The organism is Citrobacter sp. Cb031 (assembly GCF_030336725.1).
Lineage (GTDB): Bacteria > Pseudomonadota > Gammaproteobacteria > Enterobacterales > Enterobacteriaceae > Citrobacter > Citrobacter braakii.
Genome location: NZ_JAOWDA010000034.1, coordinates 514,226 through 537,892, shown reverse-complemented (window position 1 = coordinate 537,892; position 23,667 = coordinate 514,226). Strand labels below are relative to the sequence as shown.

The following is a 23,667-nucleotide window of genomic DNA, read 5'->3' as shown; positions in this document are numbered from 1 at the left end:
GTCCGTATTGGATTTATAACGCAAGAGCGTCCGGTTATACGGACGCTCTTAACCGATCCATCAGACAACTGAAGGCTCAGGCAATCTGAATGATGAGACCAGCATCGCCAGCTGTTCCGCCTCCTCTTTCAGCGCCTGCGTTCGCGCGGCGGCATCATCTATTAACGAGGCGTTTTGCTGAACGGTGCTGTCCATTTCGGTAACGGCCAGCGTAACTTCGGAAACGCCCTTGCGTTGTTCTTCACCCGCAACGCGTATTTCCCCCATCAACTGACGTACCTGACGTACATTACTGACCAGCTCTCCCAGACGTTCGCCCGCATTGTGAATTTGCTGACTTCCGCTACCTACATGAGAAACGGATTCATCGATCAATGCTTTTATTTCCTGCGCGGCGGTGGCGCTGCGCTGGGCCAGCGTACGCACCTCGGAGGCCACAACGGCAAACCCTCTCCCGGCATCACCTGCTCTGGCGGCTTCAACCGCAGCATTCAGGGCGAGAATATTGGTCTGGAACGCAATGCTGTCGATAACCGCGACAATTTCCACCATTCTGCCGGATGAGGCACTGACGTTATCCATTGTAGAGATAACACCCTGCATAACATCGCCGCAGCGGTTGGCCGTTTGCGCGGTGCTATCGGAGAGCTCATCCGCCAGTTGTGTATTACTGGCATTTTGATGAACGGTCGCATTTAACTGTTCCATCGCCGCCGAACTCTCTTCCAGCGCAGCGGCCTGTTGCGTCACGCGAGATGAAAGTTCCATATTACTGTCTGCCAGGCTGACAGCGTTATTCGCCACCACTACGCTACTGCTTCTGACAGTGATCAGGATGGCTGAGATTTTATCGACGAACAGGTTAAACGCTTCGGCGATAGCGGAAATCTCATCTTTGCCACGCACATCCAGGCGACGGGTAAGATCGCCTTCTCCCTGCGCAATGTCATCGAGAGCCTGACGGGTATCATCAAGACGTGAAATCAGTCGGCGAACCACCAGCCAGGATCCCACCAGCAACAGAGTCATGATCGGGATCAACACTTCCAGCACGTCCTGCATCATCACTTTGGCAAGGCCGACGATACGCGATTCAGGCGTCGCAAGACCAACAACCCAACCGGTATCCGCCATCGGGAACAGCATCACCCGTGAAGCCGAATTCAGGACGTTATCATTTGCAAGCGTAATCGTTTTCACCCCGTCCGCTGGGCGCAGAGATTTCAGACCGTTTTCCACCGGGATAAGCCATTGCGCGCTTTGCGCCAGATCGTTAATGGTTTTATATTTCGCCAGATCGGCCTGCGGGAAATAGAGGATTTGTCCCTGCTTGTCCACCACAAACGCGTAACCACCGGTGCTGTTTCCCTGCTGCTGCATGAAAGTGGCGACGTTATCCAGGCGAATATCGGTGGTGGCGACACCGGCAAACTTGCCCGCCAGTTGATAAGGTACGCTGCACGTCACCATGTTGACGCCTGAACTGGCGTCCTGGTAGACATCAGACCATAGGCAACTGTTTTGTGAATGCCCTTTAGCATGCTGATACCAGTTTTCATTGTGGTATCCGCTTGACCCTTCGATGTTATAGTCGTTGGAATACACCAGTTTACCTTCAGCATTACGCGCCCAGAAAAAGCTTCTTTTCTCCACACCTGCGGTGAAAGCGTCTGGTTCTGGCCAGATGCCGCCGCCGGTAATAATCGAATCTTTATCTTCACCAATCAGATGCGGAACGACGCTTTGGTAAAGAGATTCATCATTTGGCAGCACCTCAGCCAGTCGTGACAAGCTGACGGTCTCACCTTCAATTCGGGACAATACGGTACTCAACTGGCGGGTTAAACCTTGCCCTGTTTCTTCGATCAGGGCGGTGTTGATTTCAACGACGCGCGGTTGACCACGCCAGAGCATAATCACCACAATAACAAGGGTCGTGACTGCAAGCAGCAGAATGCCGCCGATGGTTAAACGCGTTGAAATACGAGTAGGATACCAGGCCATACAAACTCCTTCTGCAAAAGGCTAACTTTTATCCAGTATCGGCACAGGCGTTTATATCTTTATAAAGTTTTCTTAAGTATCACAAAATAAATAGGTGACATTGTCACAAATAGCAAAACCCAGCACTTTGGCTGGGTTTTAATAATGACTTAATCTTATTTGGATAATTCTTTTTTGATTTCGTCTTTTATTTTGCTTAATTCGCTCTGCGGATGTTTTTTACAAAGTTCAACGGTCAGAGGAACTGCAGTAGTCACGGTTTCGTTATAGTCTACGTAATCGCCACCCTTGAAATCTTCGTCTTCATTGAGCACCCAGAAAGCCACCGGGGCCATAGTTTGCGGGTTCAAATCAATAAACTCCTGGCAATTCATGCCTTTTGGAGTCACTTCAGTTTTAGCGTTATCAGTTGCTGCATTGACGCTGACACTGGTTAACAGCGCTGCGACCAGAATACCTGCTGTAGAAAGGGAGAATTTATTCATTGTAGTACTCCATTTATAATATAAATAATATCTACACTTGCGCTTCAAACCGTTAATGTAGTTCGCAAAAAATAATACCCCTAACGTCATAAGAATAAAGATTGCCACCATTGATATGGCTGAAATTTATATTTCACATTACTGATTCTGATGTCTGGGCGTAAAACGTGGCCACAATGTGATCGTTCCGACGAAATCAGCAGATTCATACCCCTCTTCCCCTGTCGCTGCACCAAAACTGAACTACGCTGCACAAATGTTGATCATTAGTTAATGGATATGGGTTGATTTTTAACAAAAATGGTCAGCGTGCCGCTGTTACCAACATGGCACGCGTCCTGCATTGTTAATTTGCTAACAGTGAGCCGTACTCTGACAAACAATTAACAGCGAGAAGGTAATGACAGCGAAACCGGAGTTATTTACCCGCATAGAGCAGACCTTTAGCCAACTGACGCCCAGCGAAAAGCGCGTGGCCGGGTGGCTGTTAGCCCATGCTGTGCAGATCCCTTTTGAAACCGCGGATGGTATTGCTAAAGCGACCGGAACCAGCGGCATTACCGTTGGACGCTATCTGCGTAAACTGGGTTTTCGCAATCTGGAAGATGCAAAAGCCAGCCTGCGGGAGCTACCCATCGTCGCCTATCAACCCTGGGGGATGAACGAGCGGCTGGACTCCTGGCACCAGCAACAAAGCCTGCCAGATCGCGCGCAGCAGTCGCTGTTACTGGAAATCGACGCCATTACCTATGTCTATCAACTCGCGCAAGGCGAAACGTTTTTACGCATAGCGCAGCGGCTGGCGCATGCGGAAGCCGTGTATATCCTTGGGATCCAGTCCACCCGCGGGATCGCTAACGCCTTTTTCAGTCACCTGGAATACCTGCGGCCTAAAGTCAGCTACTCCGAAGGGCTTTCCGGCAGTTGGGTCGAGTCGCTGAATTCAGGATTCACCCAGCCTTACGTGGTGATCACCGATATGCGCGCCTATTCCGCTATCTCGCGACAATATTGCCGCGTTGCCACAGAACGCTGCATTCCGCTGGCGTTAATAACCGATGTGTGGTGCCCGTGGGCCAGAGACTATTCCATTGACTTACTTCAGGTGAAAACTGACACCGGACATTTCTGGGACTCACTGGCTCCGGTGAGCTGTCTGTTCAACTTATTACTCTCTGCGGTGGTGGCACAACTGGGTGACTCCCTCGCAGAACGCCTGCAAACCAATCGCCAGTTACAACAACAATTTGGTCAATTCGAACAATAAACAGGAAACGTGCTATGTCAGAAACCCCAGAACTGGTCGATCTGTCGGTGATATTCCCGTCGCTGCATATCGATCTTAAATACGCTACGGCAGACAACATTACCGGCGCCCCTATCTACCGGGAAGCTCGTTGCCTGTTGCACACCGACGCGGTCACTGCGCTGGCGAAAAGCATCAGTATTGCGCAACTGGCGGGCCTGAAACTTGTGGTATACGACGCGTATCGCCCGCAGCAGGCGCAGGCGGTGCTGTGGAATGCGTGTCCGGATCCTCAGTATGTTGTTGATGTGGCGATAGGATCCAATCACAGCCGCGGGACGGCCATTGACGTTACGCTAATGGACGATCGTGGCAATCTTCTCGATATGGGCGCGGGCTTTGATGAGATGCACGACCGTTCCCATGCCTGGCACCCTTCTGTTCCTCCGGCTGCGCAGCGCAACCGCCTGCTGCTCAATGCCATTATGTTTGGCGGCGGTTTTGTCGGTATCACCAGCGAGTGGTGGCATTTTGAATTACCTGATGCCGCCCGCTATCCGCTGCTTGACGATCAGATAGATTGTTACACTGTCACACCCATAACAACACAACATTCCCTTTAATTCTGGAGCCTGGTTATGAAGACTACACCTGCGTTAAACGCGTTTTTTCGCCCCGCTCTGATAGCCGTTGCGCTGGCGTTTGCCCTGCCCGCTGCGCAGGCCGCCGTTCCCAAAGATATGCTGGTGATCGGCAAAGCTGCCGATCCGCAGACACTCGATCCCGCCGTGACCATCGATAACAACGACTGGACGGTCACCTATCCCTCTTATCAGCGGCTGGTTCAGTACAAAACGGATGGCGGTAAAGGTTCCACGGAAGTTGAAGGCGATTTGGCCAGCGGCTGGAATGCCTCTGACGACCAGAAAGAGTGGACGTTTATCCTGAAAAACGATGCCAAATTCGCCGACGGAACGCCGGTGACGGCTGATGCGGTAAAGCAATCTTTTGAACGCCTGCTCAAAATCGGCCAGGGGCCTGCAGAAGCGTTCCCGAAAGATCTGAAGGTCGAGGCTATCGATAACAATACGGTGAAGTTTACCCTCAGCCAGCCATTTGCGCCGTTCCTGTATACGCTGGCCAATGACGGGGCTTCAATTATTAACCCGGCCGTCTTAAAAGAGCATGCCGCAGACGATGCCCGCGGATTCCTGGCGCAGAATACGGCAGGCTCCGGTCCCTTCATGCTCAAAAGCTGGCAAAAGGGACAGCAGTTGGTACTGGTTCCTAACCCATATTATGCCGGTGCAAAACCGGCGTTTAAGCGGGTTTCGGTAAAAATCATCGGTGAAAGCGCCTCTCGCCGTCTGCAATTGTCGCGGGGTGATATCGACATTGCCGATGCGCTTCCGGTTGACCAGCTTGCCGCCTTAAAACAGGAAGGCAAAGTTAACGTGGCGGATTATCCCTCGTTGCGCGTGACCTATCTGTATCTGAATAACAGTAAAGCGCCGCTCAATCAGGTGGATTTACGCCGCGCCATCTCGTGGGCCACCGATTATAAAGGCATGGTAAACGGGATCCTGAGCGGCAACGGTAAGCAAATGCGAGGTCCGATCCCTGAAGGCATGTGGGGTTTTGACGACAAGGCCATGCAGTACAGTTTCGATGAAGCCAAAGCGAAAGCGGCGTGGGAGAAAGTTGCCACCAAACCTGACAGTCTGAGCTTCCTGTACTCGGATAATGACCCCAACTGGGAACCTATCGCGCTCGCGACCCAGGCAAGCCTTGGCAAACTGGGCATTAAGGTGAAGCTGGAAAAACTGGCGAACGCCACCATGCGTGACCGCGTGGGCAAAGGAGATTACGACATTGCCATTGGCAACTGGAGCCCTGATTTCGCCGATCCGTACATGTTTATGAACTACTGGTTTGAGTCAGATAAGAAAGGCTTGCCGGGTAACCGTTCGTTCTATGAAAACGGTGAGGTCGATAAGCTGTTGCGTAGCGCGCTGGCCACGACCGATCAGGTTGCCAGAACCAATGACTACCAGCAGGCGCAAACTATCGTGATTGATGAAGCCGCCTACGTCTATTTATTCCAGAAAAACTATCAGTTGGCGATGAACAAAGACGTCAAAGGATTTGTATTCAACCCCATGCTGGAACAGGTCTTCAATATCTCCACCATGAGTAAATAAGCCACGTTAATGCGGAGCCGCTCTGGCTCCGCAAGGGGAAGCTAATGACGTTCTGGAGCATTTTACGCCAGCGATGCTGGGGACTTATTCTGGTGGTTATCGGTGTTTGCGTAATCACTTTTATTATTTCGCACCTGATACCTGGCGACCCCGCGCGGCTATTGGCGGGCGATCGCGCCAGTGATGAAATTGTCGAAAATATTCGCCAACAGTTGGGGCTGAACCAGCCGCTGTATGTCCAGTTTTTTCGCTATGTCAGCGACATTTTTCACGGCGATTTAGGCACCTCTATTCGCACCGGACGTCCGGTGCTGGATGAGCTGCGCATCTTCTTCCCCGCCACCCTTGAGCTGGCTTTCTGCTCCTTGTTGCTGGCGCTGGTTATCGGTATTCCTTTGGGCATTTTATCTGCGGTCTGGCGCAACCGCTGGCTTGATCACCTCGTTCGTCTGATGGCAATCACCGGTATCTCCACGCCAGCATTCTGGCTGGGGCTGGGGGTTATCGTGCTGTTTTATGGTCATCTGCAAATTTTACCCGGCGGTGGACGTTTAGATGACTGGCTGGATCCGCCAACTCACGTCACCGGGTTCTATCTGATTGATGCACTGCTGGAAGGCAATGGCGAAGTCTTTTTCAATGCGCTTCAGCACCTGATCCTGCCATCACTGACGCTGGCCTTTGTGCACCTGGGGATCGTTGCCCGCCAGATTCGCTCCGCCATGCTGGAGCAACTGAGTGAAGATTACATTCGCACCGCTCGCGCCAGCGGGTTGCCGGGCTGGTACATTGTGCTGTGTTACGCGTTGCCAAATGCGCTTATCCCCTCGATAACCGTTCTCGGCCTGGCATTGGGCGATCTGCTCTACGGTGCGGTGCTGACTGAAACGGTCTTCGCCTGGCCGGGAATGGGTGCCTGGGTGGTGACGTCGATTCAGGCGCTCGACTTCCCGGCGGTAATGGGATTTGCCGTGGTGGTCTCTTTCGCCTATGTGCTGGTTAACCTGGTGGTGGATTTACTCTACTTGTGGATCGATCCACGAATTGGACGCGGAGACGCACAATGATGCTCACACAAGAAACGCCAGCCGCGCCTCAGACAACACGCCGTCGCACGGACTGGGCTAAACTGTTCTGGATGATGAAAAGCAGCCCGCTGACGCTGGTTGGCGGGGTCATCATTGTGTTGATACTGCTGCTGATGGTGCTGTCGCCGTGGATAACCCCTCACGACCCTAATGCCATCAATTTGAGTGCACGCCTGCTGCCCCCGTCAGCCGCTCACTGGTTTGGTACCGATGAAGTCGGCCGCGATCTGTTCAGCCGCGTTCTGGTGGGTAGCCAACAATCGGTCGTTGCGGGTCTGGTCGTGGTGGGTATCGCCGGGGGATTGGGTTCGCTGCTGGGCTGTTTGTCTGGCGTCATGGGCGGACGCGCCGATGCAATTATTATGCGAATAATGGACATTATGCTGTCCATTCCCTCGCTGGTGCTGACGATGGCGCTGGCCGCCGCGTTGGGTCCAAGCCTGTTTAACGCCATGCTGGCGATTGCTATCGTACGTATTCCGTTTTATGTGCGCCTCGCACGCGGTCAAACGTTAGTAGTGCGCCAGTTTACCTATGTGCAGGCGGCGCGGACCTACGGCGCATCACGCTGGCATCTGATTAGCTGGCACATTTTACGTAACTCTCTGCCCCCGCTAATTGTGCAAGCGTCGCTGGATATCGGCAGTGCGATCCTGATGGCCGCCACGCTCGGATTTATCGGTCTGGGCGCACAGCAACCCAGCGCTGAATGGGGAGCGATGGTCGCAATAGGCCGTAACTATGTGCTTGATCAGTGGTGGTATTGCGCTTTCCCCGGTGCCGCCATTCTGATTACCGCCGTGGGCTTTAATCTCTTTGGCGATGGTATTCGCGATCTGCTTGACCCGAAAGCCGGAGGAAAACAGTCATGACACAACCCGTGCTGGAAATCGAAGATTTGCATTTGAGTTTTCCCAGCTATAAAGCTGACGTGCATGCGCTTAACCATGTATCGCTGCATATCAACCGCGGAGAAATCGTTGGCGTGGTTGGTGAGTCCGGTTCCGGTAAGTCCGTGACGGCCATGCTCACCATGCGTCTGCTGCCGGAAGGCAGTTATCATATCCACCAGGGACGCGTTTCGCTGCTGGGGGAAGATGTGCTCAATGCCAGCGAGAAGCAAATGCGCCAATGGCGCGGCGCACGCGTAGCGATGATCTTTCAGGAACCCATGACGGCGCTGAATCCGACCCGACGCATCGGTCAGCAAATGGTGGAGGTTATCCGCCATCATCAGGCGTTAAGCCGCACGGATGCCCGTCAGAAAGCCATCGCTTTACTCCAGGAGATGCAAATCCCGGATGCGGCGGAAGTCATGAAGCGTTTCCCGTTTGAGCTTTCCGGCGGGATGCGCCAGCGCGTAATGATAGCGCTGGCCTTTTCGTGTGAACCGGAGCTTATCATTGCCGATGAACCGACCACCGCTCTGGACGTCACGGTGCAACTGCAGGTGCTGCGTTTGTTGAAGTTAAAAGCGCGAGCCAGCGGGACAGCCGTGTTATTTATCAGCCATGATATGGCAGTGGTTTCACAGTTATGCGACCGGTTGTACGTCATGTATGCCGGAAGCGTGATTGAGAGTGGCCCAACGCAAACCGTTATTCAACGCCCGACGCATCCCTATTCCATTGGTCTGCTGAAATGCGCGCCGGAACACGGCGAGCCGCGCGCATTGCTGCCCGCCATTCCCGGCACCGTGCCGAACTTAACCTGCTTACCGACGGGATGCGCGTTTCGCGAGCGCTGCTTTGCCGCTGGCCCCCGTTGTGAAGAAACACCTGCGTTACGCAGTCAGGGAGGCGGGGATCAACAATCTGCCTGCTGGTATCCGCAACTGGAGACAATACATGTCTGATTTTTTACTGGCGCTGCAGAATGTTCATGTCAACTTCCCTGCGCGTAAAAACTGGCTCGGCAAGGTAACGGAACGGGTGCATGCCCTCAATGGTCTGGATTTACAGATCCGTCAGGGGGAAACGCTGGGGATTGTTGGCGAGTCCGGTTGTGGAAAGAGTACGCTGGCGCAACTGCTGATGGGGATGCTGAAACCCAGTCAGGGCAACTATGCGCGCCGTGGTGACAAGCAGCATACCGGTATGCAAATGGTCTTTCAGGATCCCCTTTCATCGCTGGATCCGCGCTTACCGGTATGGCGGATTATCACCGAACCGGTGTGGATCCAAAAACGTCCTGCAGAACGTGAGCGCCGTATGCTTGCTGAAGATTTGGCGCGACAAGTGGGAATTCGTCCTGAATATCTCGACCGCCTGCCGCATGCGTTTTCCGGTGGACAGCGCCAGCGTATTGCCATCGCCCGGGCGTTGTCATCAGAGCCGGACGTGATTGTGCTTGATGAACCTACTTCGGCGCTGGATATCTCCGTGCAGGCGCAAATTCTCAATCTGCTGGTGTCATTGCAGGCTCGCAGGAACCTGACCTACGTGCTGATCTCGCACAACGTGTCGGTGGTTCGCCATATGAGCGACCGCGTGGCGGTGATGTACCTCGGGCAAATTGTTGAGCTGGGTGATGCGCAGCAGGTTCTCACGCAGCCCGCCCATCCCTACACGCGATTATTGCTGGATTCGGTCCCTAAAACGGGAGCACCGCTGGCGGAGGATTTGGTGTTACGGAAAACCGAACTACCGGGGAACCGAACGCTGCCCCAGGGTTGTTTTTTCCGTGACAGGTGCCCACTGGCAACCAGCGGCTGTGAGAAGAAACAGGCATTGCTGAAAAGTGATAGCGGTGGTGAAGTTCGCTGCTGGCGGGCGGTTGCATGAGCTGAACGGTTGGCGTATTGCGTGAGAGTCAGGTGCAATACGCCTTTTTCAGTGAATCCACCAGCACTTCAGAAGCGGTAGATAACTTATGATGCGCCGAACGCAAAACGCCGATCCGACGCTGGATCACCGGCGTATCCAGATCGATACAGGTTGCACCCAGCTCTGTCATTTGCGTGCGGCACAATGCGGGCACGGCGCTGCCGCCCAGTCCGCTCGCCACCAGGCGACCAACCGTCACCAGTTGATGGCTCTCCAGCGCCACTTCCAGCGTATGCCCACTTTGCACCAGCTGTTCTTCCAGCATCAGGCGCACGGCGGAAGGACGTTGCAGGGTGATAAAATCCAGCGTCAGTAATTCGCGCCACGCAATACGATCCCGGCCCGCCAGTTTGCATGTCGGCGGAACAATCGCGATAAAACGATCCACGCCGAGCGGGGTGAAATGCAGATGCCCTGAAGAGTCCGGCTCAAAGGCGATGCCCATCTCCACCCGCCCTTCACTGACCATCTCAATCACTTGTTCGTTAATGACGTCATGTACCGTTACGTTGATCCCGGAGTAGGAATCACGAAACGTTTTCAGTACCGATGGCAGGACGTTAGCGGCGAATGAGGGCATGGCGGCAATAGAGATTTTCCCGCGCTGCAACGTAAAGCGCTGGCGCATAGCCTCTTCCGTATTCTCCCAGTCCGCCAGCAGCTGTCGCCCCATGTTGAGCAGCGTTTCCCCCTCCTGCGTCAGAGTCACTTTGCGGGTGGTTCTCAACAGTAACGCCCCGCCCAGTGAATCCTCCAGTCCTTTAATCGCCAGGCTTAAAGCGGGTTGCGACATATTCAGTCTTTCACTGGCATGAGCAAAATTCAGAGTGTGAGCTACCGCTAAAAACGCGCGTAACTGTTTGATGCTCATTCCCATTTCGCATTCCTTTAACTTGTTGAATACCTTTAATTAACATTAAATTGATAAAAAAACCCAATGAGTGAGTCACAAATTTAAAATTAACAAATCATTTTTCACCCCCAATGATGTCGGCAAGGACAACAGGAGGGGCAAGTGTATGGCTGGACTGGATAAACGGGTTGCCACCTATCAAGAGGCGCTGGAAGGACTGACCGATAACATGACGCTGCTGGCGGGCGGTTTTGGCTTATGTGGGATCCCTGAGAACCTGATTGCCGAAGTACGCCGTCGGGAGGTTCAGGGGCTTACGGTTGTGTCAAACAACTGCGGCGTGGATGGTTTTGGCCTTGGCGTTTTGCTGGAAACGCGCCAGGTACGCAAAGTGGTCGCATCTTATGTAGGTGAAAACGCCCTGTTTGAGCAGCAGGTTCTCAGCGGTGAACTGGAAGCTATCCTGACGCCGCAAGGCACGCTGGCTGAGCAGCTGCGCGCGGGCGGCGCGGGGATCCCGGCATTCTTTACCGCGACCGGATACGGAACCCCGGTCGCGCAAGGGAAAGAAGTTCGCGAGTTTGCCGGACGCCCTTACATCTTAGAGCAGGCGATAACCGGTGATTTTGCGTTGGTTAAAGGCTGGAAAGCCGACTGGTACGGCAACGTTATTTATCGCCACACCGCACAGAATTTTAATCCGCTAATGGCTGCCGCTGGGCGTATTACCGTCGTGGAAGTTGAAGAAATTGTCCCTCCCGGAGAGCTGGACCCCGCCGCAATTCACACCCCCGGAATTTACGTTAACCGCATTATCCAGGGCCAGTTTGAAAAACGTATTGAACAACGCACCCTGCGCCAGAAAGGAGCCTGACCATGTTAACGCGTGAACAAATGGCGATGCGTGTCGCCCGCGAGCTGCGAGACGGTTATTACGTCAACCTCGGGATTGGTATTCCTACTCTGGTGGCGAACTACATTCCTGAAGGCATGGACGTAATGCTGCAATCGGAAAACGGCTTGCTGGGTATGGGCCCGTTTCCCACGGAAGATGAAATTGATGCTGACATGATCAACGCCGGGAAACAGACCGTGACGGCGCGCAAAGGCGCGGCAATCTTCGACTCGGCGCAATCCTTCGCCATGATCCGCGGCGGTCACGTCGACCTGACGGTGCTCGGCGCGTTTGAAGTGGATGTTAACGGCAATATCGCCTCATGGATGATCCCCGGAAAAATGGTGAAAGGCATGGGCGGCGCGATGGATTTGGTTGCCGGAGCCGACAACATCATCGTGGTGATGACGCATGCCTCTAAAAGCGGCGAGTCGAAACTGCTTCCCGCCTGCACCCTGCCGCTGACCGGCGTGGCCTGTATTAAACGTGTGCTTACCGATCTGGCGCTGCTGGAGATTGCCGATGGGGCGTTCATTCTGCGCGAGCGAGCGCCGGGTATCAGCGTGGATGAGATTGTCTCCAGAACCGCCGGCAAGCTGATCGTTCCCGAAAATGTCCCCGAAATGCACTTTAGCTGAGGAGCTGACCATGCAGGATGTTGTTATTGTCGCGGCGACGCGCACCCCAATTGGCAGTTTTCATGGCGCGCTGGCGCCGCTTTCCGCGGTTGAACTAGGTTCAGTGGTGATCCGTGCGCTGCTGGAAAAAACCGCCGTGGCACCTGAGCAAATTGATGAAGTGATCTTCGGCCAGGTTCTGACGGCAGGCTGCGGCCAGAACCCTGCCAGGCAAACGGCGTTACGCGCAGGACTGCCGGTCACCACGCCCGCGTTAACCCTGAATCTGGTGTGCGGCTCGGGCATGAAGGCGGTGCATCAGGCGGTCCAGGCGATTCGCTGCGGCGATGCGCAAATTGTGATTGCCGGTGGGCAGGAGAGCATGAGCAATGCGCCCTATTTCCTCGACGGCGCCCGGGCGGGACTGCGGCTCGGTCATGCCAGCATGAAAGACAGCGTGGTGCATGACGGTCTGTGGGATGCGTTTAACGACTATCACATGGGGATTACCGCGGAAAATCTGGCGGATAAGTTCGTGATCGGTCGCGAGCAGCAGGACGCCTTTGCCCTGCGCTCACAGCAAAAAGCGGCCGCCGCCATTGAAGCCGGTCGTTTTAGCGCGGAAATCACGCCAGTCAGCGTCCCACAGGGCAAAAAACCGCCGCGTGTCGTGGATCGTGACGAACAGCCTCGTCCGGATACGCAGGCTGAAAAGCTGGCGCAGCTCAAACCAGCGTTTCGCCCTGGTAACGGCACGGTGACCGCCGGGAATGCCTCTTCAATCAACGATGGCGCCGCCGCGGTGATGTTGATGAGCGCCGCCAAAGCAGCAGAACTCAATCTGCCGGTTCTTGCCAGAGTGGCGGGTTACGCCGTCTCCGGCGTCGACCCTGCGATTATGGGCATTGGGCCGGTAGAGGCATCACTTCAGTGCCTGAAGCGAGCTGGCTGGACGTTGAATGATGTCGATCTCATTGAAGCCAACGAAGCCTTTGCCGCGCAAGCGCTGGCGGTTGGCGAATCCCTGAACTGGGACAGCAATCGGGTGAACGTAAACGGCGGCGCGATTGCGCTGGGCCATCCCATTGGGGCGTCAGGTTGCCGAATTCTGGTGACTTTGCTGCACGAAATGGCCCGCCGTAACGCCGCCAAAGGGCTGGCTACGCTGTGCGTAGGCGGCGGTCAGGGGGTGGCACTGGCGGTTGAGCGCCCGCAGGAGGTATCTCATGAAAAGTAAGCATATCTGCGTACTGGGCGCGGGTTTAATGGGTGTCGGTATTGCCACCCACTTCGTCCGTTATGGTCACGATGTCTGGCTGTACGACACCGATAGCAACCGTATTGCAGACATTGGCGCAGTTGCCAGCGGTATTCTGGATGAACTGATTGCCACCGAACAGTTTCCTGCAGGCGACAAAGCACAGGCTGTGAGTCGTCTGCATGGTACTACCTCGCTGCACGATATCGCCGCGTGCGGGTTACTGATCGAAGCCATTCCGGAGCGACTCGAACTCAAGCACGCGTTGTATGCGCAACTGGAAGCATTGATCGCGCCTGAGGCCGTCATTGCCAGTAACACCAGCGGCCTGCCGCCGGATGCGCTGGCAGAAAAGCTCGCCCATCCTGAGCGGTTGTTAATCGCCCATTTCTGGCACCCGCCGCATTTTATTCCACTGGTTGAGATTGTACCCGGCACGGCCACGAAGCCGGAATATCTGCAGGAACTGCAACAGCTGCTGCTTTCGATGCAGCTGGAAGCCGTTGTGCTCGACCGCGCCGCGCCGGGGTTTGTCGGTAATCGCCTGCAGTTTGCTCTGCTGCGTGAAGCGTTGCATATCGTAAAAAGCGGGATCGCCAGCGCAGAGGTGGTGGATCAGGTAATGCGCGCCTCGCTCGGTCGTCGCTATGCGATGGTCGGTCCGCTGGAGGCGGCGGATATGACCGGACTTTCTACGGTACAGGACATTTGTCGGCATCTGCTACCGGAGCTGGCAACCGGGAGCGACATGATGTCTCTGGTCGCTGACAAGGTGGCTAACGGTGATACCGGTTTGCGCAGCGGTCAGGGATTTTATCGCTGGGATGATTCGCGCAAGGAATATATCCAGCAACGCAGAGAGCATCAGCTGCGCTTTGCCCTGAAACCGTAACTTCTCTTTCTGTACCCCACTATAACAATGATATTGAGGAGTCATGATGAGTGTATTAATCGCCCTGGCAGCGTTGGGCCTGCTGATGCTGGCAGCCTATCGCGGATATAGCGTCATCCTGTTTGCCCCCATCGCGGCATTAGGTGCTGTATTGCTCACCGAACCCAGCGCCGTCGGCCCTGCCTTCACCGGCCTGTTTATGGAGAAAATGGTCGGTTTTGTGAAGCTTTACTTCCCGGTGTTCTTACTGGGCGCTGTGTTTGGCAAGTTAATCGAGTTATCGGGTTTTTCTCGCTCCATCGTTGCCGCCGCCATCAACATTCTCGGGCGTCGTCACGCCATCCCTGTGATTGTGCTGGTGTGTGCACTGTTGACCTACGGCGGCGTATCGCTGTTCGTGGTGGCATTTGCGGTGTATCCATTTGCAGCGGAGCTGTTCCGTCAGAGTAATATTCCGAAGCGCCTGATCCCGGCCACCGTTGCGCTGGGCGCGTTTTCCTTCACCATGGACGCTCTGCCAGGCACGCCGCAGATCCAGAACATTATTCCGACTAGCTTCTTTGGAACTAACGCCTGGGCCGCTCCCTGGCTGGGTTTGATCGGCTCTCTGTTTATCATCGTTGTCGGTCTGGTTTATCTCGAGCGCCAGCGTCGTAAAGCGCAGGCAAAGAATGAAGGGTACGGCACTGAACTGTTAAACGAGCCGGAAACGCCGGATAACATTAACCTGCCGAACCCGATAATTGCTATCTCTCCGCTGATCCTGGTTGGCGTTTTTAACCTACTATTTACCCACTGGATCCCGCAATGGTATGGCGCTACGCATCAACTGGAACTTCCGGGCCTTGCCAAACCGATTACCACCGAAGTCGGTAAAATCACCGCTATCTGGGCGGTAGAAGCGGCGCTGATTTCTGGGATCCTGCTGGTGGTGCTCTTCGGCTATCGCAACATTAAAGGTCGCCTGGCGGAAGGGAGCCGAACGGCGGTTGGCGGCGCGATCCTCGCGGCCATGAACACCGCATCAGAATACGGTTTTGGCGCAGTGATCGCCGCCCTGCCAGGTTTCCTCGTGCTGTCAAAAGCGCTGGCAGCCATTCCCGACCCGCTGCTCAATGAGGCTATCAGCATCACCACGCTTGCCGGGATCACCGGCTCGGCGTCTGGCGGGATGAGTATTGCCCTCGCCGCCATGTCTGACACTTTTATTGCCGCCGCCCATGCCGCCAATATTCCCCTCGAGGTCTTCCACCGCGTGGCGTCAATGGCCAGTGGTGGTATGGATACCCTGCCACATAACGGTGCGGTCATTACCCTGCTGGCCATAACCGGTCTTAGCCATCGTCAGGCGTACGGCGGGATATTCGCCATTACCGTAATTAAAAGTCTGGCCGTGCTGTTTGTTATCGGCGTCTTCTACACCACCGGAATTGTTTAAGGAGAATCATCATGAACTTAACGGGAAAAACCGCTCTGGTTACCGGCTCTACCAGCGGTATTGGATTAGGCATCGCACAGGTACTGGCGCAAGCGGGCGCTACCCTGATCCTTAACGGATTTGGTGATGTGGAAGCCGCCAAAGATGCCATTGCACAATATGGCAAAACGCCGGGCTATCATGGCGCGGACCTGAGCAATGAAGCGCAAATTACCGACATGCTGCGCTATGCCGATAGCGAATTTGGCGGTGTGGATATTCTGGTCAACAATGCCGGGATCCAGCATGTTTCACCGGTGGAGACCTTCCCGGTTAATAAATGGAACGCGATCATCGCCATTAACCTCTCTTCTGTCTTTCACACCACGCGCCTGGCGCTTCCCGGCATGCGTACGCGTAACTGGGGACGCATCATCAATATCGCTTCTGTTCATGGCCTGGTGGCCTCAAAAGAGAAATCCGCCTATGTGGCGGCGAAGCATGGCGTGGTGGGATTAACCAAAACCATTGCGCTGGAGACCGCGCAGACGGGTATCACCTGCAATGCGCTGTGCCCCGGTTGGGTGCTTACGCCGTTGGTCCAGCAGCAAATCGATAAACGTATTGCCGAAGGCGCTGAGCCTGACGCCGCGCGTGACGCCCTGCTGGCGGAAAAACAGCCGTCGCGCGAATTCGTCACGCCGCAACAGTTGGGTGAGCTTGCGCTATTTTTGTGCTCAGACGGGGCGTCGCAGGTGCGTGGTGTGGCGTGGAATATGGATGGCGGCTGGGTGGCGCAATAAAGACATCTGGTGCCGGATAAGACCCCGTCGCATCCGGCACACCTTCTTTACGATTTTAACTGATAATCCAGCGTAATTTCCGCGTTCAGTACCTGTGATACCGGGCAGCCGGCTTTTGCTTTCTGGATGATGCCGTCAAACGTGGCGGCATCTATCCCCGGGACGCTCACCTGACTGTGGAGCGCGACTTTGGTGATAGCAAATCCGGCATCCACTTTATCCAGAGAAACATCGGCAGTGGTATCAATGGCATCTGGGGTAAAACCCGCTTCGCCCAGCATGAGCGAAAGCGCCATTGAGAAGCAGGCTGCATGCGCCGCGCCAATCAACTCTTCAGGATTGGTGCCTTTCGCCCCTTCAAATCGGGTGTTAAACCCATAGGGTTGCTGATTCAACACCCCACTTTCGGTCGATACGGTACCTTTACCGTGCTTAATGTCGCCTTCCCAGTGTGCCTGACCTTTCTTATGGATAGTCATTACCGTTCTCCTGTGTTGTCGTTGGAGTTACAAGTATAGGACGGCTGAGAAAAAGCATGGCACATACGGGATAGTTCTCATTTGCCGCTTAAGCATTGACCTTTCAGCTGAAATGACCGACCATCCAGAAAGCCGCTATTTTTAACATCGGCTTTCTATCAGGTTGTATTTCGTCCGTTCTCATACGGACTCGCCCTTGAAACCAGTAACAGGATTAAGGAGTTAGAATGAAATCGAACCGTCAGGCCCGTCATATTCTCGGACTGGACCACAAAATCTCAAATCAACGCAAAGTCGTGACCGAAGGTGACAAAACCAACGTGGTCAATAATCCTACCGGAAGAAAGCGCCGCGCTGACGGCAAATAGCCTTTCGCACGTCTGACTGAATAACGAGATAAACACCATTGCAACCGCAGTGGTGTTTTTGCTTATAAAACCCCTTAACCCATTCACAATGCTTTATACTTCGGCCGTTTCCCTGGCGGACAGGCCACATACGATCATAAAGAGTGCCAGGGACGGTTATTCAAAAAAGAGTGAGTGACATGGAAAACGAAACTAAAAAACTGCGTTCCCTTTACATCCCCTACGCTGGCCCGGTTCTGCTGGAATTCCCTTTACTGAATAAAGGGAGTGCTTTCAGTGCGGAAGAACGCCGTAACTTCAACCTGCTGGGGTTACTGCCGGAAGTGGTCGAGACGATTGAAGAACAGGCTGAACGCGCCTGGATCCAATATCAGGGATTCAAAACCGAAATCGATAAACATATTTACCTGCGCAACATCCAGGACACCAACGAAACCCTGTTTTACCGGCTGGTGCATAATCACCTTGATGAGATGATGCCGGTTATCTATACCCCAACGGTTGGCGCGGCCTGTGAGCGTTTCTCCGAGATTTATCGTCGCGCGCGCGGCGTGTTTATCTCTTATCAGAACCGCCACAATATGGACGATATCCTGCAAAACGTTCCTAACCACAATATCAAGGTCATCGTTGTCACCGATGGGGAACGTATTTTGGGTCTTGGCGATCAGGGGATCGGCGGGATGGGTATTCCAATCGGTAAACTGTCGCTGTATACCGCGTGTGGTGGGATCAGCCCGGCCTACACCCTGCCGGTGGTACTGGACGTCGGAACCAACAACCAGCAACTGCTCAACGATCCGCTGTATATGGGCTGGCGTAATCCGCGTATCACCGATGATGAATACTACGAATTTGTCGATGAATTCATCCAGGCTGTGAAGCATCGCTGGCCGGACGTGCTGTTGCAGTTTGAAGATTTCGCACAGAAAAACGCCATGCCGCTGTTGACCCGCTATCGCGATGAAATTTGCTCGTTTAACGACGATATTCAGGGTACCGCTGCGGTAACCGTTGGCACGCTGATTGCGGCCAGCCGTGCGGCCGGTAGCCAGTTAAGCGAACAGAACATTGTCTTCCTCGGGGCAGGTTCCGCCGGTTGCGGAATTGCCGAGCAGATCATCGCGCAAATCCAGCGTGAAGGTTTAAGCGAAGAAGCGGCGCGTCAACGCGTGTTTATGGTCGATCGCTTCGGCCTGTTAACCGATAAGATGCCGAACCTGCTCTCTTTCCAGACCAAACTGGTGCAAAAACGCGAAAATCTGCAGCACTGGGATACGCAAGAAGATGTGCTGTCGTTACTCGATGTGGTACGCAACGTTAAGCCGGACATCCTGATTGGTGTTTCCGGACAGACTGGCCTGTTTACCGAAGAGATCATTCGCGAAATGCATAAGCATTGCCCGCGTCCGATCGTCATGCCGCTGTCTAACCCGACTTCCCGCGTAGAAGCCACGCCACAGGATATTATCGCCTGGACCGAGGGTAACGCGCTGGTTGCGACCGGTAGCCCGTTTGCACCGGTACTGTGGAAAGAGAAAATCTATCCCATTGCCCAATGTAACAACGCCTATATCTTCCCGGGTATTGGTCTGGGGGTAATTGCTTCTGGCGCATCGCGTATCACCGATGAAATGCTGATGTCAGCCAGTGAAACGCTGGCGCAGTATTCACCGCTGGTGCTCAACGGCGAAGGACTGGTGTTACCTGAGCTGAAAGATATTCAGACCGTTTCCCGCGCCATCGCGTTTGCCGTCGGTAAAATGGCCCAGCAGCAAGGCGTGGCGGTGAAAACCTCCGCCGAAGCGCTGCAACAGGCGATTGACGATAACTTCTGGCAGGCAGAATACCGCGACTACCGTCGTACCTCTATCTGACGGTTTGCCCGGCGGCACTCTGCTGCCGGGCGCTCAGAACTTGCGCGACTGCGTGACTTACGATTACACTTTCGCTACCGATTAACATTCTGAATAACAAAAGGAGGATACTTATGCTGTACTGTGAACGTTTTATCGTTTCACATGCTTTTGGCGATCGCCAGTGCTCAAGCGTTATCGGTATCGTGCTGCGATAACTTCTGCTTGAGCGAAGCTAACTTCTAAATCCCCTTCTCTCGGGCTTACCGGGTTATCGTCAGCGATGTTTGACGAGGCGTTTTTACGCCTGTAACTCTTGAGTAAGCAACAATGAGCACATTACTAACCGCACAATCCTTACACGTTGATACGGCATTCGGCACGCTATTCGACGATCTTTCCTTTACCCTGAAAAAAGGCGACCGCATCGGGCTTATCGGTTACAACGGCTGCGGCAAAAGCACGCTGTTAAAACTGCTCGATGGCACAATTTCGCCGACCAGTGGGGTTATCGCGCAGGCAAATCACTGCCATCTCGCCCGTGTAGAACAACATCTGCCTGACGAAATATTGCCGCTCACGCTGCAGGAAGCTGTTCTGGCTCAACTGCCCGAGCATGAACGCGCAGGTCAGCAGTGGCGAGTTGAAGCACTGCTCGCCGAAATGGGGTTCACGCCGGAGAATTTATCTCTGACAGCACACACGCTGAGCGGCGGCCAACACACGCGTCTGTTATTGGCGCGGGCGCTGATGCGAAACCCTGACCTGCTGCTGCTGGATGAGCCGGGTAACCACCTGGATCTGCCAACATTACTGTGGCTGGAACAGTTCTTACAAAACTGGTCTGGCAGTTTTGTGGTGGTTTCCCACGACCCGCAGCTGTTAGACGCGGTGACTCACGGAACCTGGATCCTGCGCGATCGAACTCTTCATGCCTTCGATCTGCCCTGTAGCGCGGCGCGTCAGGCTCTGGCAGAAAGAGACATCAGCGATGCTCTGCGCCATAAGGCTGAGCAAAAGGAGATAGACCGGGTGACCGCCAGCGCCAAACGGCTGGCTACCTGGGGGCGGGTCTACGACAACGAAGATCTTTCCCGCAAGGCCAAGCAGATGGAAAAGCAGGTACAGCGCCTGAAAGAGGTACAGACTGAAGTGACGTCAGGAAGTCAGTGGACACTAACATTGCAGGGAGATGCCCTGCGTGCGGATCGTTTGCTGGAGATGACTAATCTGTCCGTAGCCCCTGCTCCCGACGCCGATACGCTGTTTTCCATTGCCGGTCTCCGGTTAAAAAGCGGCGATCGCGTGGCGATTGTCGGGCGCAACGGTTGCGGGAAATCATCGTTGTTAAGGCTTATCTGGCAACAGTTTCACTCACAACTGGCATCACCTTCACTGGTGTTGCACCCGCGCGTTACGTTGGGGTATTACGACCAGACGCTGCACCAACTCGCAGATAACGATTCGTTATTTGACGCGCTGGAGCCGTTTGCTCCGCAGCCTGATATCCGCAAAATGGCGCTGATTAGCGCGGGTTTTCCGTGGGTTCGTCACGCGCAGCGGATCAGTTCCCTAAGCGGCGGTGAGCGCTCCCGGCTGCTGTTTGTTGGGCTAACGCTTGCGCGCTACAGCCTGCTGATGCTCGATGAACCGACCAACCATCTGGATCTGGAAGGTAAAGAGGCGTTAGCAGAAACGCTGCAAAGCTATAACGGCGGCGTGTTGTTGGTCAGTCACGACCGTCAGCTTATTAGCCAAAGCTGTAACCGGTTTTGGTTGATCGACAAGGGCGAACTCAGTGAATGGCACGATCTGGACGCGGTCAATGCGCGTATTCGGGAAACATCCTCGGAGATAACCGTTCCAAAAACGGTGGTCGATGCAAGAGCCGAAATAAGCGGTGACAGCGATGGATTGCTGGAACAACTTCTTGAGCTGGAGCAGCGTCTGGCTGACGATCTTGCCCGCAAGCCGAAACATCAAAAGCCGTTGTTACAGGCGCAATGGCGTGAGGAGATTGAGCGCCTGAACTCACAACTGGAGTAAACCGTATTGCCGGATGGCAGGCCTACATCAGCAAAATGCGCGTGTAGGCCCGTCATCCGGCTTATCTTTTGTTATTGCGGTTTTTTCTCTTTCCAGGCATCCCAGGCCTGCTTGATCTCTTGCTTTGCCGTAGCGGCGTCATTGAAACCGTTTAATTCGACCTTCTTGCGCCCTTCCGGCAGATCTTTGTATACGCGGAAGAAAGATTCCAGACGTTGAACTTCAATCTTGGGCAGGTCGCTTAACTCTTTGATGTTGTCATAAGTGGGGTCAATTTTGCTGGCCGGAACGGCGACAATTTTATCGTCCTTTTCACCGCCGTCGATCATCTTCAGTACGCCTATAGCCCGCAGCTTAATCAACGTTCCCGGGGCCAGCGGCGCGCGGGTATAAAAGATAACATCCAGCGGATCGCCGTCACCAGCTAAAGACTGGGTTAGTGAACCGTAGTTGGCGGGATAGGCAACCGGCATTGACTGGAAGCGATCGGCCACGATAAAACCGGTTTTGGCGTCGGTTTCATATTTAATCATTCCACCTGCCGGGATTTCGGTTACGGCATAAAACTCTTCCGGGTTATTTTCTGGCTGAGGAAATTCGAGGATGTTCTGCGCCTGAGCGGACGCACAAAGAAACACGCTGACTGCGAGTAATTTTTTCACCAGATGCATTGTCTTTTAACTCTTCTATTATTGGAAAGACAATACCTTACGTTCAGCAGATGACAAAAACATGACATTTTTTTGGCAAAAAAATGGCGCTACTGGTGTAGCGCCATTACGATCAGGGCACGTCAGGAGTTAGTTAACCCCTTCCTCGCTCTCTTTTTTCGCTTCTTGTCGTTCAACTTCGCGATACCAGCGTGGGTGATGTTTCTTCGCCCAGCGGCGGCTCACTTTCCCTTCGACCATGCCTTTAATCGATCCTTTCACCCAGAATGCCATATACATGTGGATGAGGATGGCGTGCATCAGGATAATCCCCGCAGCCGCATGGATAAGCAGGCTATAGCGCACGACCTGCATCGGGAAGAACTGCGCAAAGTACGGACGCCAGATAATGATGCCGGTAATCAGCAGCACGAAAATCATGCTCATGATCGACCAGAACATCATTTTCTGTCCGGCATTGTACTTACCCACGTCCGCCACTTTGTGTTCATTGCCTTTCAGCACTTCCACAATATTTTTCAGCCACGGGATATCTTTTTTATCCGGGATGTTGTGGTGAACAAAGCGTACAAACATGAACATCAGCGCCACGAAGATCAGCAGTCCGAAGAACGGGTGCAAAATGCGCCCCATCTGCGGTGTACCGAAGGTCTGCGTCAGCCATTGCAGAGTCGGGAAGAAAAACGAAATCCCCGACAACGCCACCAGGAAGAAGCAGATCACCACCGTCCAGTGACAGGCGCGGTCGATAAACTTCGTGCGCACAATCATTTTCGACTTACTCATGATGATCCTCCTCGTCGTCGTCCACTTCCTTATTCGGACCGATACCAATGTAGTGGTAAATCAGTCCGGCGAAGGTGGCGATAAATCCGGCAGCGGCCAGTGGTTTCAGCGCCCCTTTCCACAGATTGATAGAGGTATCGATCTGCGGTTCTTTCGGCAGGCCGTGATACAGCTCCGGCTGGTTGGCATGATGCAGAACGTACATCACGTGCGTGCCACCCACACCTTCCGGGTTGTAGACACCGGCATGTTCATAACCACGTGCTTTCAGTTTTGCCACTCGCTGTTCGCCCATTTCCAGCATTTCCTGCTTGGTACCGAAATGGATTGCCCCGGTCGGACAGGTCTTCACGCAGGCAGGCTCCTGCCCGACGCTGACGCGGTCCACACACAGCGTACATTTATACACGCGGTTATCCTCTTTATTGAGGCGCGGAATATTAAATGGACACCCGGCAATACAGTAGCCGCAGCCAATACAGTGCTCTGACTGAAAATCAACAATCCCGTTGGCGTACTGGATGATAGCCCCGGCAGACGGGCATGCCTTCAGGCAGCCCGGATCTTCACAGTGCATACAGCCGTCTTTACGAATCAACCACTCGAGCTTGCCGTTCTGTTCGGTTTCGGTAAACCGCATCACCGTCCAGGACTTGGCGCTAAGATCGGCAGGGTTGTCATACACCCCGACGCAGTGGCCGACTTCATCGCGGATATCATTCCACTCTGAGCATGCCACCTGACAGGCCTTACAGCCTATACAGGTGGAAACGTCGATCAGCTTTGCGACCTCAGCTTTGTAATCACGGGCCTGAGGCGGCGGCGTGATGGCGTTTGTTGCGGACCGTTTGATGATGTCCTGCGTTTCCATAGACAT

The 23,667-nt window shown here is 54.2% G+C and carries 22 protein-coding genes and 1 pseudogene; 16 read left to right on the top strand and 7 right to left on the bottom strand.

Annotated features, from left to right (window positions below):
* Nucleotides 1–60: 60 nt before the first annotated feature.
* Together OGV93_RS19000 and hdeB are read right to left on the bottom strand one after the other, a co-directional pair.
* Nucleotides 61–2,004, bottom strand: coding sequence for a methyl-accepting chemotaxis protein (locus OGV93_RS19000; RefSeq protein ID WP_287109980.1), 1,944 nt, complete (start codon nucleotides 2,002–2,004; stop codon nucleotides 61–63).
* Nucleotides 2,005–2,159: 155 nt separating this feature from the next.
* Complete coding sequence (hdeB, locus tag OGV93_RS18995) at nucleotides 2,160–2,489, bottom strand: acid-activated periplasmic chaperone HdeB (protein WP_003019999.1); 330 nt, start codon at nucleotides 2,487–2,489, stop codon at nucleotides 2,160–2,162.
* Nucleotides 2,490–2,889: 400 nt separating this feature from the next.
* On the opposite strand from hdeB, the gene OGV93_RS18990 reads away from it, so the two are divergent.
* Genes OGV93_RS18990 through OGV93_RS18960 form a run of 7 tightly spaced genes read left to right on the top strand, consistent with a single transcriptional unit; the run spans nucleotide 2,890 to nucleotide 9,807 of the window.
* A complete protein-coding gene (locus tag OGV93_RS18990; protein WP_016153088.1) occupies nucleotides 2,890–3,756 on the top strand; it encodes a MurR/RpiR family transcriptional regulator in 867 nt (288 codons plus the stop codon).
* A 14-nt stretch (nucleotides 3,757–3,770) separates the two neighbouring features.
* Nucleotides 3,771–4,358 carry a D-alanyl-D-alanine dipeptidase gene (gene ddpX, locus OGV93_RS18985; protein WP_109017775.1) on the top strand — a complete coding sequence of 196 codons (588 nt, stop codon included), beginning with the start codon at nucleotides 3,771–3,773 and terminating at the stop codon, nucleotides 4,356–4,358.
* A gap of 15 nt (nucleotides 4,359–4,373) precedes the next feature.
* Nucleotides 4,374–5,936 (top strand): ABC transporter substrate-binding protein, encoded by a 1,563-nt coding sequence (locus tag OGV93_RS18980; RefSeq protein ID WP_287109978.1) that lies wholly within the window; start codon nucleotides 4,374–4,376, stop codon nucleotides 5,934–5,936.
* A gap of 44 nt (nucleotides 5,937–5,980) precedes the next feature.
* The gene (locus tag OGV93_RS18975) at nucleotides 5,981–7,003 is read left to right on the top strand and encodes an ABC transporter permease (protein WP_016153091.1); all 1,023 of its coding nucleotides are present in this window, start codon (nucleotides 5,981–5,983) and stop codon (nucleotides 7,001–7,003) included.
* Nucleotides 7,000–7,896, top strand: a complete 897-nt coding sequence (ddpC, locus tag OGV93_RS18970) for a D,D-dipeptide ABC transporter permease (RefSeq protein ID WP_016156536.1) — start codon at nucleotides 7,000–7,002, stop codon at nucleotides 7,894–7,896. The genes OGV93_RS18975 and ddpC overlap by 4 nt, the downstream gene beginning before the upstream one ends.
* Nucleotides 7,893–8,879, top strand: coding sequence for an ABC transporter ATP-binding protein (locus tag OGV93_RS18965; protein ID WP_287109976.1), 987 nt, complete (start codon nucleotides 7,893–7,895; stop codon nucleotides 8,877–8,879). The genes ddpC and OGV93_RS18965 overlap by 4 nt, the downstream gene beginning before the upstream one ends.
* Nucleotides 8,872–9,807, top strand: a complete 936-nt coding sequence (locus OGV93_RS18960; protein ID WP_016156538.1) for an ABC transporter ATP-binding protein — start codon at nucleotides 8,872–8,874, stop codon at nucleotides 9,805–9,807. The genes OGV93_RS18965 and OGV93_RS18960 overlap by 8 nt, the downstream gene beginning before the upstream one ends.
* 28 nt (nucleotides 9,808–9,835) lie before the next feature.
* Here OGV93_RS18960 and OGV93_RS18955 read toward each other — a convergent pair whose 3' ends face one another.
* Nucleotides 9,836–10,726 carry a LysR family transcriptional regulator gene (locus OGV93_RS18955; RefSeq protein ID WP_016153095.1) on the bottom strand — a complete coding sequence of 297 codons (891 nt, stop codon included), beginning with the start codon at nucleotides 10,724–10,726 and terminating at the stop codon, nucleotides 9,836–9,838.
* 142 nt (nucleotides 10,727–10,868) lie between these two features.
* On the opposite strand from OGV93_RS18955, the gene OGV93_RS18950 reads away from it, so the two are divergent.
* From OGV93_RS18950 to OGV93_RS18925, 6 genes are read left to right on the top strand one after another with little or no spacing between them, the layout of a single operon-like run.
* On the top strand, nucleotides 10,869–11,576 hold the full coding sequence (locus OGV93_RS18950; RefSeq protein ID WP_016153096.1) for a CoA transferase subunit A: 708 nt from the start codon (nucleotides 10,869–10,871) through the stop codon (nucleotides 11,574–11,576).
* 2 nt (nucleotides 11,577–11,578) lie between these two features.
* On the top strand, nucleotides 11,579–12,235 hold the full coding sequence (locus OGV93_RS18945; protein WP_103847926.1) for a CoA transferase subunit B: 657 nt from the start codon (nucleotides 11,579–11,581) through the stop codon (nucleotides 12,233–12,235).
* Between the two features lie 10 nt (nucleotides 12,236–12,245).
* Nucleotides 12,246–13,451 carry an acetyl-CoA C-acetyltransferase gene (locus OGV93_RS18940; RefSeq protein ID WP_016156539.1) on the top strand — a complete coding sequence of 402 codons (1,206 nt, stop codon included), beginning with the start codon at nucleotides 12,246–12,248 and terminating at the stop codon, nucleotides 13,449–13,451.
* Nucleotides 13,441–14,364, top strand: a complete 924-nt coding sequence (locus OGV93_RS18935; RefSeq protein ID WP_016156540.1) for a 3-hydroxyacyl-CoA dehydrogenase family protein — start codon at nucleotides 13,441–13,443, stop codon at nucleotides 14,362–14,364. The genes OGV93_RS18940 and OGV93_RS18935 overlap by 11 nt, the downstream gene beginning before the upstream one ends.
* 43 nt (nucleotides 14,365–14,407) lie before the next feature.
* Entirely contained in the window at nucleotides 14,408–15,802 is a 1,395-nt protein-coding gene (locus OGV93_RS18930; protein ID WP_196615732.1) for a GntP family permease, read from the top strand.
* Nucleotides 15,803–15,813: 11 nt separating this feature from the next.
* Nucleotides 15,814–16,584 (top strand): 3-hydroxybutyrate dehydrogenase, encoded by a 771-nt coding sequence (locus OGV93_RS18925; protein WP_287109974.1) that lies wholly within the window; start codon nucleotides 15,814–15,816, stop codon nucleotides 16,582–16,584.
* Nucleotides 16,585–16,631: 47 nt separating this feature from the next.
* On the opposite strand, the gene OGV93_RS18920 is transcribed toward OGV93_RS18925, so the two are convergent.
* Nucleotides 16,632–17,063 carry an OsmC family protein gene (locus OGV93_RS18920; RefSeq protein ID WP_016156542.1) on the bottom strand — a complete coding sequence of 144 codons (432 nt, stop codon included), beginning with the start codon at nucleotides 17,061–17,063 and terminating at the stop codon, nucleotides 16,632–16,634.
* 227 nt (nucleotides 17,064–17,290) lie between these two features.
* Between OGV93_RS18920 and sra the strand changes: the two genes are divergently transcribed.
* The 3 genes from sra (at nucleotide 17,291) to OGV93_RS18905 (ending at nucleotide 21,333) form a co-directional block, all read left to right on the top strand.
* Entirely contained in the window at nucleotides 17,291–17,431 is a 141-nt protein-coding gene (sra, locus tag OGV93_RS18915) for a stationary-phase-induced ribosome-associated protein (protein WP_006684530.1), read from the top strand.
* A 179-nt stretch (nucleotides 17,432–17,610) separates the two neighbouring features.
* Nucleotides 17,611–19,308, top strand: coding sequence for a malate dehydrogenase (gene maeA, locus OGV93_RS18910; protein WP_016153104.1), 1,698 nt, complete (start codon nucleotides 17,611–17,613; stop codon nucleotides 19,306–19,308).
* A 309-nt stretch (nucleotides 19,309–19,617) separates the two neighbouring features.
* Complete coding sequence (locus tag OGV93_RS18905; RefSeq protein WP_080858778.1) at nucleotides 19,618–21,333, top strand: ABC-F family ATP-binding cassette domain-containing protein; 1,716 nt, start codon at nucleotides 19,618–19,620, stop codon at nucleotides 21,331–21,333.
* A 70-nt stretch (nucleotides 21,334–21,403) separates the two neighbouring features.
* Here the strand turns inward: OGV93_RS18905 and OGV93_RS18900 are convergent.
* From OGV93_RS18900 to fdnH, 3 genes and pseudogenes are all read right to left on the bottom strand, one after another.
* Nucleotides 21,404–22,004: pseudogene (locus OGV93_RS18900) on the bottom strand (inorganic diphosphatase); the annotation flags it as partial.
* A 129-nt stretch (nucleotides 22,005–22,133) separates the two neighbouring features.
* Nucleotides 22,134–22,790, bottom strand: coding sequence for a formate dehydrogenase-N subunit gamma (gene fdnI / locus OGV93_RS18895; RefSeq protein ID WP_016153106.1), 657 nt, complete (start codon nucleotides 22,788–22,790; stop codon nucleotides 22,134–22,136).
* The gene (gene fdnH / locus OGV93_RS18890) at nucleotides 22,783–23,667 is read right to left on the bottom strand and encodes a formate dehydrogenase N subunit beta (protein WP_016156544.1); all 885 of its coding nucleotides are present in this window, start codon (nucleotides 23,665–23,667) and stop codon (nucleotides 22,783–22,785) included. Before fdnH ends, fdnI begins: the two co-directional genes overlap by 8 nt.

Excerpts from the sequence above, each read along its gene's own strand:
- hdeB (WP_003019999.1), bottom strand. The coding sequence starts at position 2,489 with ATGAATAAATTCTCCCTTTCTACAGCAGGTATTCTGGTCGCAGCGCTG.
- OGV93_RS18980 (WP_287109978.1), top strand. The coding sequence starts at position 4,374 with ATGAAGACTACACCTGCGTTAAACGCGTTTTTTCGCCCCGCTCTGATA.
- OGV93_RS18945 (WP_103847926.1), top strand. The coding sequence starts at position 11,579 with ATGTTAACGCGTGAACAAATGGCGATGCGTGTCGCCCGCGAGCTGCGA.
- OGV93_RS18935 (WP_016156540.1), top strand. The coding sequence starts at position 13,441 with ATGAAAAGTAAGCATATCTGCGTACTGGGCGCGGGTTTAATGGGTGTC.
- maeA (WP_016153104.1), top strand. The coding sequence starts at position 17,611 with ATGGAAAACGAAACTAAAAAACTGCGTTCCCTTTACATCCCCTACGCT.
- OGV93_RS18940 (WP_016156539.1), top strand. The coding sequence starts at position 12,246 with ATGCAGGATGTTGTTATTGTCGCGGCGACGCGCACCCCAATTGGCAGT.
- OGV93_RS18905 (WP_080858778.1), top strand. The coding sequence starts at position 19,618 with ATGAGCACATTACTAACCGCACAATCCTTACACGTTGATACGGCATTC.
- OGV93_RS18990 (WP_016153088.1), top strand. The coding sequence starts at position 2,890 with ATGACAGCGAAACCGGAGTTATTTACCCGCATAGAGCAGACCTTTAGC.
- ddpC (WP_016156536.1), top strand. The coding sequence starts at position 7,000 with ATGATGCTCACACAAGAAACGCCAGCCGCGCCTCAGACAACACGCCGT.
- OGV93_RS18930 (WP_196615732.1), top strand. The coding sequence starts at position 14,408 with ATGATGAGTGTATTAATCGCCCTGGCAGCGTTGGGCCTGCTGATGCTG.
- OGV93_RS18960 (WP_016156538.1), top strand. The coding sequence starts at position 8,872 with ATGTCTGATTTTTTACTGGCGCTGCAGAATGTTCATGTCAACTTCCCT.
- fdnI (WP_016153106.1), bottom strand. The coding sequence starts at position 22,790 with ATGAGTAAGTCGAAAATGATTGTGCGCACGAAGTTTATCGACCGCGCC.
- OGV93_RS18950 (WP_016153096.1), top strand. The coding sequence starts at position 10,869 with ATGGCTGGACTGGATAAACGGGTTGCCACCTATCAAGAGGCGCTGGAA.
- OGV93_RS18920 (WP_016156542.1), bottom strand. The coding sequence starts at position 17,063 with ATGACTATCCATAAGAAAGGTCAGGCACACTGGGAAGGCGACATTAAG.
- fdnH (WP_016156544.1), bottom strand. The coding sequence starts at position 23,667 with ATGTCTATGGAAACGCAGGACATCATCAAACGGTCCGCAACAAACGCC.
- OGV93_RS18955 (WP_016153095.1), bottom strand. The coding sequence starts at position 10,726 with ATGGGAATGAGCATCAAACAGTTACGCGCGTTTTTAGCGGTAGCTCAC.
- OGV93_RS18975 (WP_016153091.1), top strand. The coding sequence starts at position 5,981 with ATGACGTTCTGGAGCATTTTACGCCAGCGATGCTGGGGACTTATTCTG.
- ddpX (WP_109017775.1), top strand. The coding sequence starts at position 3,771 with ATGTCAGAAACCCCAGAACTGGTCGATCTGTCGGTGATATTCCCGTCG.
- OGV93_RS18925 (WP_287109974.1), top strand. The coding sequence starts at position 15,814 with ATGAACTTAACGGGAAAAACCGCTCTGGTTACCGGCTCTACCAGCGGT.
- sra (WP_006684530.1), top strand. The coding sequence starts at position 17,291 with ATGAAATCGAACCGTCAGGCCCGTCATATTCTCGGACTGGACCACAAA.
- OGV93_RS19000 (WP_287109980.1), bottom strand. The coding sequence starts at position 2,004 with ATGGCCTGGTATCCTACTCGTATTTCAACGCGTTTAACCATCGGCGGC.
- OGV93_RS18965 (WP_287109976.1), top strand. The coding sequence starts at position 7,893 with ATGACACAACCCGTGCTGGAAATCGAAGATTTGCATTTGAGTTTTCCC.